The sequence below is a fragment of the Aeromonas sp. ASNIH7 genome (assembly GCF_002903485.1).
Taxonomy (GTDB): Bacteria; Pseudomonadota; Gammaproteobacteria; order Enterobacterales; family Aeromonadaceae; genus Aeromonas; species Aeromonas caviae.
The window spans coordinates 1,523,252-1,536,234 of record NZ_CP026226.1 but is presented as its reverse complement, the minus strand read 5'-3'; the positions used below and the strand labels follow the sequence as shown (position 1 = coordinate 1,536,234).

The following is a 12,983-nucleotide window of genomic DNA, read 5'->3' as shown; positions in this document are numbered from 1 at the left end:
ATCGATATAAATACAAAACAGGATACAGGAGCAAGCGAATGCTTATTTTGACTCGTCGTGTAGGGGAAACCCTGATGATTGGTGACGAAGTAACCGTTACCGTACTGGGCGTAAAAGGGAACCAGGTTCGTATCGGTGTGAATGCACCGAAAGAGGTTTCCGTACACCGCGAAGAGATCTACATGCGGATACAGGCCGAGAAAGTCCCGGGCCAACCGAATTTCTAAGCCATTTCATGGCTGCCTGAAGGCGACATCCCGGATGTCGCCTTTTGTTTTTCAGGGGCCTGCAAATCGGCCTGCAGAGCGCGAAACTACTGGGTAAGTGTCGATATTGCTTGAATATTCCACTCTTTGGCCAAATGCTGAGCGAACGCTCTGTTTTCTCCAAAAAAGTGTTTGACTAAAAATCCCTGTGAAGTATTATCAGCCCCGCAAACGGAGAGGTGGCCGAGAGGCTGAAGGCGCTCCCCTGCTAAGGGAGTATGCGGCTTATACCCGCATCGGGGGTTCGAATCCCCCCTTCTCCGCCATTTTGCGCCCGTAGCTCAGCTGGATAGAGTACCTGGCTACGAACCAGGTGGTCAGAGGTTCGAATCCTCTCGGGCGCACCATATTTGACTCTTGGAGTCATGTGTTGACCATCAGCAAGTCGGCACTAAAGAAGGCTTACTGTTGAGTAAGCTTTTTTTATCGTTTGAAAACAGGGCGCCCGTAGCTCAGCTGGATAGAGTACCTGGCTACGAACCAGGTGGTCAGAGGTTCGAATCCTCTCGGGCGCACCATTTCAAGCAATACAATGATTTATGAGCGCCCGTAGCTCAGCTGGATAGAGTACCTGGCTACGAACCAGGTGGTCAGAGGTTCGAATCCTCTCGGGCGCACCATGTTTCAAGCAGTGCAACAATTTATGAGCGCCCGTAGCTCAGCTGGATAGAGTACCTGGCTACGAACCAGGTGGTCAGAGGTTCGAATCCTCTCGGGCGCACCATATTTCAAGCAGTGCAACAAGTTGTGAGCGCCCGTAGCTCAGCTGGATAGAGTACCTGGCTACGAACCAGGTGGTCAGAGGTTCGAATCCTCTCGGGCGCACCATACAGACAGCCTCGACGTCAGTCGGGGCTGTTTTTTTATGGGCGATTTCCTCCTCCCCATCATGGGGTTGTCTCTCTCGTATCCTTCTCCCTGACGCCCCCACGGGGGACGGTTCCCCCTGGCTGCACGTGCCCCTGGGTAACCACTCTCGACGTATCTTGCCTGGCAGGCTGCTGACGCATCCCGTGGCCGTGCCTGTGGCGACCTGGGTGCCCTTACCATAACGCACTATGCTGTGCGGGGCTGGCGCCCTCTGGCGGTCTGCTGTGGCGTTTGGCGGGCAATAAAAAAGGATGCCGCGGCATCCTTTCATGTCTTCGTTGAGAGAATCAGCTTTTCAGCCACTTGCGGATGCGGTTGGCATCCCCGACAGGGGTGCGTTTGCCCACCGAGTTGAGCAGTACGATGGCGAGCTCCTGACGATCCGGTTTGGCACGCATCAGCAGGCAGCGGCCCGCCTCGTCGGTATAGCCTGTCTTGGAGAGGCGTACATCCCAGTCCGGGTTCTTCACCAGGGGGTTGGTATTGTTGAACATCAGGCTGTAGGCCGGCTTGTGAAAGCGCATCTCCCTGCTGGTGTCCTGGGTGAATTCACGGATCAGCGGCTGTCGATAGGCCGCAGAGAGGAGCTTGGCCAGATCCTGGGCGGTGGAGACGTTGCGGGTGGAGAGACCGGTGGAGTCATAGTAGCGGGTGTTGCGCATGCCGAGCTGTCTGGCCTTGTTGTTCATGGCGCGGATGAAGGCCTGGCGACCCCCCGGGTAGTGGCGGGCAAGCGCCGAGGCCATGCGGTTCTCGGAGGACATCAGGGCCAGATGCAGGGCGTCGCGGCGGCTGACCTGGGTGCCCATGCGCACCCGTGAATAGGTGTGCTTGATGTTGTCCCTGTCGTTCTGATCAATGGTCAGGGTCTGATTGAGATTCTGGCGGGCATCCAGCACCACCAGCGCCGTCATCAGCTTGGTGAGGGAGGCGATGGGGCGCACCCGGGTGGGGTTTTTCTGATACAGGGTCTTGCCGGTGTTGACGTCCATCACCAGGGCACTGCCCGATTTGAGCTGCAGCTTGGCCGGGTCGGGGGTCGCCAGGGCTGTCTGCGAACCCAGCAGTCCCATCAATCCACCTACCAGCGCGATTGCGCGAATCCAACACCCCATACAACCAACTCCATCCACAGCGAAAAAAGGCGCTAGATTCACTCATTTTTGCCCCTGCTTTACAAGAGCGAGCAGGGGGAATTCGCCACTATTTTCCATAAAAAAGGGCCGCCTGTGGGCGACCCTGTGGTTTGTCTCACTCTCTGGAGACGCCGGGCTTGCGTCTGCTCCACCAGCGCCAGACCAGAGCGATGAGGCCGCCCACCAGCAGCACGACCGGCAGGTAGATAATGACGCTGAGAAATTGGGACTCATACTGCGCGGCCAGCTTGGTGTGGCTCAGGTAGTAACCCAGCCCGACCAGGGGGCAGATCCACATGATGGAGCTGATCAGGTTGACCACCAGGAAGCGCCCCTGGGGGATCTCGTTGGCGCCGACGATATAGGGGTAGGCGGTACGCACGAAGGCGATGTAGCGGGCGGTGATCAGGGTGATGATGCCGTACTTGTTGAGCAGGTAGTGCACCTTCTCCTTGTGCTTGTCATCGAGATGGGACATCAGCCTGTGATACATCCGGGTGTGGCCGAGGAAACGCCCCTGCATGTAGCCAAGCCAGGTACCGACGAAGGTCGCCATGATCAGCAGCGGGACCACCGCCATCGGCAACACCCCCTGATAGATCAGCACGCCGGTCAGGATCAGCAGGGTATCCCCTGGCAGGAAGGCGGTGGGGATAAAGCCATTCTCGAGCACCAGGAAGGTCAGCAGGACGACATAGACCATGAAGACCATCTTGGGATCAGAGAGTGTCGCCAGATCCTGATGCATAAAGGCGTGAGCCAGGTGGTAAAACTGCTCCATACATGCAAACTCCGCAGGTTAGCTGGGTTGGTCGGTCAAGGGCATGGCAAGCACCTTGTCGATGCGCAGGCCGTCCATATCCACGATTTCCAGTTGCCACTGTTCCAGGGTGACCAGGTCTCCGGTCTGGGGAAGGCGGCCAAGGAGCAGCATGATAAGCCCTCCAAGGGTGTGATAGTGATGTTTTTCTTCTTCCGGCAGACGAACCAGCTCCAGACAGTCCTTCAATTCTGGCAGTGGAATGAGGCCGTCGAGCAGCCAGCTGCCGTCGGCGCGCTGGAAGGCCCAGTTGTCCTCCCCATCTTCCTGCTGGAAGTCGCCGGCCAGGGTTTCCAGCAGATCCTGCTGGGTGACCAGCCCCTGCAGTTCGCCATACTCGTCCACCACCAGCACCATGTGCTCGGAGTGGGTACGGAAGTGGTTGAGCAGCTCCAGGCCGTTGAGGGTCTCCGGCAGCAGGCTGCCGTCCTGGGTCAGCGCTGCCAGATCGATGGGCTCTCCCTTGATGTAGGCGTGCAGCACCTTGCTGACGTTGAGGATGCCGACGAGATCCGACAGGCTGCCGTCACAGACAGGGAAGAAGCTGTGGCGATATTCCACCAGACGTTGGAGGTTCACTTCCAGCGGCAGTGACAGGTCCAGATAGCGTATGTCGCTGCGCGGCACCATCAGGGAGGCCAGGCTGCGTTCGTCGAGGCGGAACACGTTGCGCAACATAGTGTGCTCATGGTCCTCGATCACCCCCGCTTCGGAGCCCTCCACCAGCATGGCGTGGATCTCCTCCTGAGTGACGTTGTTGCTGCTGCGCTGATCGACCCGCAGCAGCCGCAGGCTGGCGTTGGTGGAGGCGGAGAGCAACCAGACGAAGGGACGGGTCAGGGTCGCAAGCCAGAGCATGGGGCGGGCTACCAGACAGGCAATGCGCTCGGCGCTGAGCTGTCCGAGGCGTTTGGGCACGAGCTCCCCTACCACGATGGAGAGATAGGTGACCAGCACGACCACGATGACGGTGGCGAGCAGGCTGCTGCTCTTGGGGGAGAGCCCCCACTCCTGCAGCCAGAGAGCGAAGGGCTGGGCCAGCAGGGACTCGCCATAGATACCGTTGAGCAGGCCGATGCTGGTGATGCCGATCTGCACGGCGGAGAGGAAATGGGTCGGATCTTCCCCGAGCTTGAGGGCGATGGCGGCGGAGCGGCTCCCTTCGCTCGCCATTTTGGCGAGGCGTGCCTTGCGTGCCGTCACGATGGCGATTTCCGACATGGCGAAGACGCCATTGAGCAAAATCAATCCAAACAGGATCAATATTTCCATACTGCAGCAGCACTCCCGATAGAAAAGACCGCTGGCAGTGTAATGAATTTGCGGGCTCTGCGCTTGTGAAAGGAGGTGATTTGGCTCGTGAATTTTTGAATATCGTCCCGGCGGGAGGGATAAAACTGCGGGGCAGGAGAGGGAGAACTGAACCCCTGACATGAAAAAGCCCCCGATAAACGGGGGCTTGTCATGTTGCGCTGTGGCTTAGAGCGCGGCGATCTCGGCCTGCTGAGCTTCCAGCTTGGTCAGCTGGAGACGGTAATCTTCCAGCTTCTCGCGCTCCTTGATGATGACCGCTTCCGGCGCCTTGGCGACGAAGGCTTCGTTGCCGAGCTTGCCTTCGATGCGGCCGCACTCGCCCACCAGACGGGCCACCTCTTTGGCCAGACGGGCCAGTTCGGCTTCCTTGTCGATGAGACCGGCCATGGGGATCATCAGCTCGGTGGCACCGATCAATTTCTTGACCGACAGCGGGGCGGTTTCACCGGCCGCCAGTACGCGGATGGATTCCAGACGGGCCAGGGACTTGAGGAAGGCCTCGTTGCCCTGGGCGCGCTCGGCATCCTTGGCATCGCACTGGAGCAGCACGTTGAGGGGCACGCTCGGGGCCACGTTCATCTCGGCGCGGATGTTGCGGATGCTGACGATGAACTCCTTCACCCACTCCTGATCCGCCATCGCGGCGTCGTCCACCCTGGCGGCGTCGAATTCCGGGAAAGCCTGAATCATGATGGTGTCGGCGTGTACGCCGGCCAGCGGGGCGACCGATTTCCAGATGGTTTCGGTGATGAACGGGATGATCGGGTGTGCCAGGCGCAGCAGGGTCTCGAGGACACTGACGAGGGTGTGGCGGGCAGCGCGCTGCTCGGCCTCGGAACCCTTGGTCAGCACCGGCTTGGTCAGCTCCAGATACCAGTCACAGAACTGGTTCCAGATAAATTCGTACAAGACGCCTGCCGCGATGTCGAAGCGGTAGGTATCGAGGGCGGTGCGGAAGTCTCGGATGGCCACTTGCAGCTGGGACTGGATCCAGCGATCCGCCAGGCTGAACTGCATCTCGCCACCGGCAAAGCCGCAATCCTGATCTTCGGTGTTCATCAGCACATAGCGGGAGGCGTTCCACAGCTTGTTGCAGAAGTTGTTGTAGCCATCCAGGCGCTTCATGTCCCAGTTGATGTCACGGCCGGTGGAGGCGAGCGCCGCCAGGGTGAAGCGCAGGGCGTCGGTGCCGTGGGCATTGATCCCTTCCGGGAACTGCTTGGCGGTGCGCTTGGCGATCTTCTCGGCCATCTGCGGCTGCATCATGTTGCCGGTGCGCTTCTCCAGCAGGTCTTCCAGGGAGATACCGTCGATCATGTCGAGGGGGTCCAGCACGTTGCCCTTGGACTTGGACATCTTCTGGCCTTCTTCGTCACGGATGAGGCCGGTGATGTAGACGGTCTTGAACGGGACTTGCGGCTGGCCGTTCTCGTCCTTGATGAAGTGCATGGTCATCATGATCATCCGGGCAATCCAGAAGAAGATGATGTCGAAGCCGCTCATCAGCACGTCGGTCGGGTGGAAGGTCTTGAGTGCCTCGGTGTTGTTCGGCCAGCCCAGGGTGGAGAAGGTCCACAGGGCGGAGCTGAACCAGGTGTCGAGCACGTCTTCGTCCTGACGCAGCACGGTCACGGACGGGATGCTGTGCTTGGCGCGCACTTCCTCTTCGTTGCGGCCCACGTAGACGTTGCCGGCATCGTCATACCAGGCCGGGATGCGGTGACCCCACCACAGCTGACGGGAGACGCACCAGTCCTGAATGTCGCGCATCCAGGAGAAGTACATGTTTTCGTACTGCTTCGGCACGAACTGGATGCGGCCATCTTCCACCGCCTCGATGGCGGTCTTGGCCATGGGGGCCACGCGCACGTACCACTGGTCGGTCAGCATGGGCTCGATGGGCACGCCGCCGCGATCGCCGTAAGGCTGTTGCAGCACGTGATCCTTGATCTCGGCCAGGAGGCCCAGCTCGTCCAGCTTGGCGACGATGGCCTTGCGGGCGGCGAAGCGCTCCATCCCGGCGAACTCGGTCGGCAGGGCGGCGTCATAGGCGGTGCTGGGGTTGCCATTGGTATCGACCACTTCGGCCTCGGCACGCACGTGGGCGTCCAGGGTGAAGATGTTGATCATCGGCAGGTTGTGGCGCTTGCCCACTTCGTTGTCGTTGAAGTCGTGGGCCGGGGTGATCTTCACGCAGCCGGTGCCCTTCTCCATGTCGGCGTGTTCGTCGGCAACGATGGGGATCAGACGGTTCACCAGCGGCAGCAGGATGTGCTGGCCGATCAGCGCCTTGTAGCGCGGGTCTTCCGGGTTTACCGCGACGGCGGTATCACCCAGCATGGTTTCCGGACGGGTGGTGGCGACGATCAGGTAATCCTGGCCTTCGGCGGTCTTGGCGCCGTTGGCCAGCGGGTAGCGAAGGTGCCACATGTGGCCCTTGATCTCGCGGTTTTCCACTTCCAGGTCGGAGATGGCGGTGTTGAGCTTGGGATCCCAGTTCACCAGACGCTTGCCGCGGTACATCAGGCCGTCTTCGTACAGGCGCACGAACACTTCCTGGACGGCGGCGGAGAGGCCCTCATCCATGGTGAAGCGCTCGCGCTCCCAGTCCACGGAGTCACCCAGACGGCGCATCTGACGGGTGATGGTGCCACCGGACTCTTCCTTCCACTGCCAGATCTTGTCGATGAAGGCTTCCCGGCCGTAATCGTGGCGGGTCTTGCCCTCTTCTGCGGCGATCTTGCGCTCAACCACCATCTGGGTGGCGATACCGGCGTGGTCGGTACCCGCCTGCCACAGGGTGTTCTTGCCCTGCATGCGGTTGTAGCGGATCAGGGTGTCCATCAGGGTCTGCTGGAAGGCGTGACCCATGTGCAGGCTGCCGGTGACGTTCGGCGGCGGGATCATGATGCAGAAGGAGTCTTTGCTGGTGTCGCCGTGGGGCTTGAAGTAACCCTGGGCTTCCCAGTGCTGATAGAGCGCCTGTTCGATGGCGTTGTGATTAAAAGTCTTTTCCATGGTCTCGCCGTATTCTGGATGGATGGAGTCTGGTGTTGATTCGTCGTGGATCGAGGGTGGCACAGTCAGGGCTGCGCCGGATCCGGTGCGGCAAGGACGGGCTGATCCCTCATCTCGAGGGTATGGCCCGCCTGGCGATAGTGCTTGTAGCGCTCGCGGGCTTGCTGCTTTTGCGTTTCGTCAGTGGGGACAAAATCTACCACTTGAGCGAAGTGTCCTGCAAACAAAGGTGTCTGCCGGGCCAGGTTGATGAGGCAGGCATAGCGCCGCCGTGGCGGCTGATGGCCTATCTCCACCGGGGCCTGACCGCTCTCCCCCTGCAACTGGTGCGGCACGAAGCGATCGGGCGGCAACTGCCACAACAGCTCGTCCAGACGCAGGGCCTGGGCCTCGTCCTCGCACAGCAGATAGAGGTGGCCTGCGCTCCAGCCATCGGCCGCAAGTTGGCAGGCGAGGCGCTCGACGGCGGAGGCATCCGCATCATCGGGCTGGCTCATCAGGTAAAAGGTCACTTGGCTCATCAGGTCGGTCCCGTTTGGCTGTGACGGACAGCGATTGGCCGTCTTCGGGAGCCGCGTCTGGCACGGACTTCCCGGATTCTCTCAATGAAACAAGGAAGAGGCAGGCCTCTTCCTTGTGATACAGGGTAACGCCTTCTCGCATCGCTCTTCGAGTCGATGGGGAAGGGGATTACTCCTTGTCTTCGACGTCCGCCACGCCGGCCCGGTTGAGCAGGAACTGGGTCAGCAGGGGCACAGGACGGCCGGTGGAGCCCTTCTCCTTGCCGCTCTTCCAGGCGGTCCCTGCGATATCCAGGTGGGCCCAGTTGTACTTCTTGGTGAAGCGCGACAGGAAGGCGGCGGCGGTGATGGTACCGGCCGGACGGCCACCGATGTTGGCCATGTCCGCGAACGGGCTTTCCAGCTGCTCCTGATACTCGTCGAACAGGGGCAGACGCCAGGCGCGATCGCCGGCCTGTTCGGAGGCGTTGAGCAGCTCGTGGGCCAGGGGATTGTGGTTCGCCAAGAGGCCAGAAGTATGGTGGCCCAGGGCGATGATGCAGGCACCGGTCAGGGTCGCCACGTCGATCACGGTCTCGGGATCGTAGCGGTCCACATAGGTCAGGGCATCGCACAGCACCAGGCGGCCTTCGGCGTCGGTGTTGAGCACCTCGACGGTCTGGCCGGACATGGTAGTGAGGATGTCACCAGGGCGGTAGGCGTTGCCCCCCGGCATGTTCTCGCAGCCCGCCAGCACGCCGATGACGTTGATGGGCAGCTGCAACTGGGCCAGGGCGTGCATGGTGCCGAGCACGGAGGCGGCGCCACCCATGTCGTACTTCATCTCGTCCATGCCGTCTGCCGGCTTGATGGAGATGCCGCCGGAGTCGAAGGTCAGCCCCTTGCCCACCAGCACGATGGGCTTGGCGTCGGCGTTGCCCTTGTACTCGATGATGGCCATCATGGCTTCGTTCTCGGAGCCGCGGGCCACTGCGAGGTATGAGTTCATGCCGAGCTCGGCCATCTCCTGCTCCCCCACCACCCTGGTGGTGATGTTGTCATAGGCATCCGCCAGACGGCGGGCCTGGGAGGCGAGGTAGGCGGGATTGCAGACGTTGGGCGGCATGTTCGCCACGTCGCGGCAGATGCGCACCCCTTTCGCCACGGCCAGGCCGTGGTTGATGGCGCGCTCGCCTATGGTCAGTTCCCGACGCGTCGGCACGTTGAAGACCAGCTTGCGCAGCGGACGGCGCGGTTCGGCCTTGTTGGTCTTGAACTGATCGAAGCTGTAGAGGCCCGCCTTGGTGGTTTCAACCGCCTGACGCACCTTCCAGTAGGTATCCCGACCCTTGACGTGCAGCTCGGTCAGGAAGCAGACCGCTTCCATGGAGCCGGTTTCGTTCAGGGTGGTGATGGTCTTGTTGATGATCTGCTTGTACTGGCGCTCGTCGAGTTCGCGCTCCTTGCCGCACCCGACCAGCAGTACGCGCTCGCTGAGCACGCCCGGTACTTGATGCAGCAGCAGCATCTGGCCCGGTTTCCCTTCCAGGTCGCCACGGCGCAGCAGCGAGCTGAGGTAGCCGTCGCTGATCTTGTCCAGCTGTTCGGCAACCGGAGAGAGGCGGCGGGGCTCAAAAACGCCGACCACGACGCAGGCACTGCGTTGCTTCTCAGGACTGCCACTCTTTACACTGAACTCCATGGAATCTCCTACATCCTAAAGACAAAAGGCACCATTTATTGAATAATGCGGTGCTTGTTGGGGTATCAGAGGCGGAGCGAACAGTCACAGGCTCCGCAGTTCAAACTGGTAAAAATCCAATATAGGGCCCTATTTTTCAGGCATTCGACTAAAAACACAAGTTTACTTGGGAATGACTGTGATCGTTTTCCGATATTTGTTCAGGGAGACCCTGAAAACCCAGCTGGCGGTGCTGTTCGTGCTGCTGCTTATCTTCGTCAGCCAGCAATTTATCCAGATCATTGGCGATGCCGCCGATGGTGAGGTGCCGACGCGCCTGGTATCCACCCTCCTGCTGCTCAACCTGCCGAATATGGCGTTGTTGATGCTGCCTATCAGTCTGTTTTTAGCCATTCTGTTTGCTCACGGCCGTTTGTACGCGGAAAGCGAAATGACGGTGATGCACGCGGTGGGTTTCAGTCACCGTTTCATCATGGGCAGCGCCCTGGTGCTGGCCCTGCTGACCGCCGCCGTCGCGGCGTTCAACACCGGCTGGGTCGCCCCCCAGGCCAAGGAGCGGGAGTACCAGGTGATCGACGAGTTCAAGGCCGATCCCGGTATCTCTTTCCTGCAGGCCGGCCGCTTCATGGAGCTCGACAAGGGGCGCCTGGTGGCCTACATCCAGGATCTGAACGACAAGGGGTCGGAGTTGCAGAAAATCTTCGTGCTGCAACGGGCCGAGGGGGGCTCACCCCCGTCAGTGGTGGTGGCCAACGAGGGGCAGGTGACCGCCGACAGCAACGGCTTGCAGTGGCTGACCCTGAAGGATGGCTCGCGCTACGAGGGGCATTTCACCGGCAAGCAGTTCCAGGTCTCGGAGTTTCGTGAATACAGCCTGGTGATCCGCCAGCAGGAGATGGAGCGATCCAACCGCAAGGCGGCGGCCAAGCCGACCCTGGCATTGCTCGGCACCCAGGACAACCAGCTGATGGCCGAATTGCAGTGGCGCCTGTCGCTGCCCCTCTCCATCCTGGTGCTCACCTTCCTGGTGGTGCCGATGGCGCGGGTCAATCCCCGTCAGGGGCGTTACGCCAGGCTGCTGCCGGCCATCCTGCTCTATCTCTCCTATTTCCTGCTGCTCAGTGCCGCCCGGTCGGCCATCGACAGCGGGCGTCTGCCCCACTGGCCCGGGATGTTCCTGGTGCCCCTGGTCTATCTGCTGCTGATAGGGTTGCCTCTCAACCTGCAGGGCACCAGCTGGTGGAACGGGGTCAAAGGGCAATTGTTCAAGAGAAAGTCAGCATGATGCTGCAACCTGGGAGTCTCTGCTGATGTTCGGCATTCTCGATAGATACATAGGCAGGGTCATCTTCATGTCGATCCTGCTGTGCGAGCTGACCCTGGTCGGGCTGGCCGCGCTCATCAAGTACGTGGAGCAGTTGAAGGCGGTCGGGGAAGGCAACTACGACATGCTCAACGCCCTCTACTACGTGCTGCTCTCCATGCCCAAGGAGGCGGTGCTCTTCTTCCCCCTGGCGGCCCTGCTCGGTGGCCTCATCGGCCTGGGCCAGCTCGCGACCAGCTCCGAGCTGGTGGTGATGCAGGCGGCGGGACGCTCCAAGATCAGCATCGTCATGGCGGCGCTCAAGACCGCCATTCCCCTGATGCTGCTGGTGGGGCTGATGGGCGAGTACGTCGCACCGGCCGCCAAGCGGATGGCGGATGACATCAAGGCGGGGGCCATGTCGGAAGGGCGGCTCACGGTCTCGGCCTACGGGGTCTGGGCACGGGATGGCAACAACTTCGTCAACATCAACGGGGTGCGCAACGATGGCGCCCTGACCGGCATCACCCTCTACCGCTTCACTCCGTCCCGCAACCTGATCGACGTGGTGCAGGCGAAGGAGGGGGTGTTCGAGGATCACCACTGGCTGCTGAAACAGGTGCACATCACCCGGTTTGACGATCCCACCCGGATCCAGGACGAACAGCATGCCCAGATGGCCTGGCAATCCGAGCTGACCCCCAAGCAGCTCGGGGTGGTCAGTATCGATCCCGAAAACCTGCCCATCTCGGGGCTGCGGGACTACATCGGTTATCTGGATGCCAACAAGCAGGATGCCGGACGCTACAAGCTGGAGATGTGGCGCAAGCTGCTCTCACCGCTCTCCGTGGTGGCCATGATACTGCTCGCCTCCTCCTTCATCTTCGGCCCGCTGCGTTCGGTGAGCATGGGGGCGCGGATGCTGATGGGGATCATGACCGGCTTCGCGGTCTATGTGAGCGACAGGGTGTTCGGCCCGGTCAGCCTGGTCTATGCGGTCCCGCCCATCCTCGCGGCCATCGCACCCAGCCTGCTGTTTGGCGGCATCTCCTTCTATATCCTGAGCCGCAAGCAGTAGCGGCCTGAAGGACGGCGGGCTGCTGACAACAGGCGGCCATTGCTCTCGATGCACCGTTTCCGTCAAGGTTCTGGGCTGCAAGCACTCAGTTCTGGTCAACAAAAAGGGCACCTCGGGGTGCCCTTTTTCGTTGCCGTCTTGGGATCAGCGATTGAGCTGATCCAGGTTTTCCGTCTTGCCGAGTACCACCACCTCGCACTCGGCCCAGATGTCCTGGAAGGCGCGGGGGCGGGCGCGATTGAACACACACAGCAGGTTGCCCAGGCCAAAGGCCGAGGTGGCGAGCCGGATCAGGGCCTGGGTGACGCGAATGTTGCTGCCGTCCAGGTTCTGGATGCGCAGGCGCCAGGCCCGCATGCCAATGGTCTGGCCGGCGCGGACCCAGAACCAGGTGTAGAAACCGCAGATGACGAAGGCCAGCCAGGCGCTGTAGAGGGGGCTGGTGAGCAGCCAGGCGGCATCCTTGCCCTCGGGAACGTGCGCCATGCCGGTGGCCAGCAGCAGGTGGGCCACCCCCATGCCGATGAAGCCGGCGATGATCAGCAGGGCAATCACCACCAGATAGTCATAGAGCAGGGCGCCGAGACGGCGCAGCAGACCGGCAGACGGATGCCGGGGAGCAGGCTGGAGAGGGGAGGGGGTCTTGCGCTTGGCCATGATGATTATTCCATTAATATGATGCGGGCATTCTATGTAACTGGCCTGGCATCGGCAAGGCGTTGAATAAATGAGCAAACAACGGTGGGCGCAAGAAAAACACCTTGCATGGCCAAGCGCCATTCGTATAATCCCTCGCAGCTGCCCGGGTGGCGAAATCGGTAGACGCAGCGGATTCAAAATCCGCCGTAGCAATACGTGTCGGTTCGAGTCCGACCCCGGGCACCATTCTTTTCCCCTGTTTGGTCAACAGGTTATAGCGCTCAAGAGCGCTCCTGCTCAAAGTTTCTGCGGTTGATAACACTCATTCATGTGCAAA

The 12,983-nt window shown here is 60.8% G+C and carries 10 protein-coding genes and 7 tRNA genes; 10 read left to right on the top strand and 7 right to left on the bottom strand.

Annotation, left to right across the window (positions count from 1 at the left end; translation table 11 throughout):
• Nucleotides 1-38: 38 nt before the first annotated feature.
• The 7 genes from csrA (at nt 39) to C2U47_RS07160 (ending at nt 1,094) form a co-directional block, all read left to right on the top strand.
• Complete coding sequence (gene csrA, locus C2U47_RS07190; protein WP_005315760.1) at nt 39-227, top strand: carbon storage regulator CsrA; 189 nt, start codon at nt 39-41, stop codon at nt 225-227.
• A 212-nt stretch (nt 228-439) separates the two neighbouring features.
• Nucleotides 440-532, top strand: a tRNA-Ser gene (locus C2U47_RS07185).
• Between the two features lie 4 nt (nt 533-536).
• Nucleotides 537-613 (top strand) — tRNA-Arg (locus C2U47_RS07180).
• Between the two features lie 94 nt (nt 614-707).
• Nucleotides 708-784 (top strand) — tRNA-Arg (locus C2U47_RS07175).
• A 25-nt stretch (nt 785-809) separates the two neighbouring features.
• Nucleotides 810-886 (top strand) — tRNA-Arg (locus C2U47_RS07170).
• Nucleotides 887-913: 27 nt separating this feature from the next.
• Nucleotides 914-990, top strand: a tRNA-Arg gene (locus C2U47_RS07165).
• Nucleotides 991-1,017: 27 nt separating this feature from the next.
• Nucleotides 1,018-1,094 (top strand) — tRNA-Arg (locus tag C2U47_RS07160).
• A 329-nt stretch (nt 1,095-1,423) separates the two neighbouring features.
• On the opposite strand, the gene pbpG is transcribed toward C2U47_RS07160, so the two are convergent.
• The 6 genes from pbpG to pepA form a co-directional block, all read right to left on the bottom strand.
• Nucleotides 1,424-2,209, bottom strand: a complete 786-nt coding sequence (pbpG, locus tag C2U47_RS07155; RefSeq protein ID WP_010672955.1) for a D-alanyl-D-alanine endopeptidase — start codon at nt 2,207-2,209, stop codon at nt 1,424-1,426.
• A gap of 178 nt (nt 2,210-2,387) precedes the next feature.
• The gene (locus C2U47_RS07150) at nt 2,388-3,053 is read right to left on the bottom strand and encodes a DedA family protein (protein ID WP_039040923.1); all 666 of its coding nucleotides are present in this window, start codon (nt 3,051-3,053) and stop codon (nt 2,388-2,390) included.
• Between the two features lie 18 nt (nt 3,054-3,071).
• Nucleotides 3,072-4,364: a hemolysin family protein gene (locus tag C2U47_RS07145; protein WP_029313724.1), complete on the bottom strand. Its 1,293-nt coding sequence runs from the start codon at nt 4,362-4,364 to the stop codon at nt 3,072-3,074.
• A 207-nt stretch (nt 4,365-4,571) separates the two neighbouring features.
• The gene (locus tag C2U47_RS07140; protein ID WP_069784991.1) at nt 4,572-7,424 is read right to left on the bottom strand and encodes a valine--tRNA ligase; all 2,853 of its coding nucleotides are present in this window, start codon (nt 7,422-7,424) and stop codon (nt 4,572-4,574) included.
• 65 nt (nt 7,425-7,489) lie between these two features.
• Nucleotides 7,490-7,945 (bottom strand): DNA polymerase III subunit chi, encoded by a 456-nt coding sequence (locus C2U47_RS07135; RefSeq protein WP_010672959.1) that lies wholly within the window; start codon nt 7,943-7,945, stop codon nt 7,490-7,492.
• A 169-nt stretch (nt 7,946-8,114) separates the two neighbouring features.
• Complete coding sequence (gene pepA, locus C2U47_RS07130) at nt 8,115-9,626, bottom strand: leucyl aminopeptidase (protein WP_010672960.1); 1,512 nt, start codon at nt 9,624-9,626, stop codon at nt 8,115-8,117.
• Between the two features lie 172 nt (nt 9,627-9,798).
• On the opposite strand from pepA, the gene lptF reads away from it, so the two are divergent.
• Nucleotides 9,799-10,911 carry an LPS export ABC transporter permease LptF gene (gene lptF, locus C2U47_RS07125; RefSeq protein ID WP_069784992.1) on the top strand — a complete coding sequence of 371 codons (1,113 nt, stop codon included), beginning with the start codon at nt 9,799-9,801 and terminating at the stop codon, nt 10,909-10,911.
• Nucleotides 10,912-10,936: 25 nt separating this feature from the next.
• Nucleotides 10,937-12,007, top strand: a complete 1,071-nt coding sequence (gene lptG, locus C2U47_RS07120) for an LPS export ABC transporter permease LptG (protein ID WP_041210919.1) — start codon at nt 10,937-10,939, stop codon at nt 12,005-12,007.
• Nucleotides 12,008-12,151: 144 nt separating this feature from the next.
• On the opposite strand, the gene C2U47_RS07115 is transcribed toward lptG, so the two are convergent.
• Nucleotides 12,152-12,664: an RDD family protein gene (locus C2U47_RS07115; RefSeq protein ID WP_042864474.1), complete on the bottom strand. Its 513-nt coding sequence runs from the start codon at nt 12,662-12,664 to the stop codon at nt 12,152-12,154.
• A 143-nt stretch (nt 12,665-12,807) separates the two neighbouring features.
• On the opposite strand from C2U47_RS07115, the gene C2U47_RS07110 reads away from it, so the two are divergent.
• Nucleotides 12,808-12,892 (top strand) — tRNA-Leu (locus tag C2U47_RS07110).
• Nucleotides 12,893-12,983 lie beyond the last annotated feature (91 nt).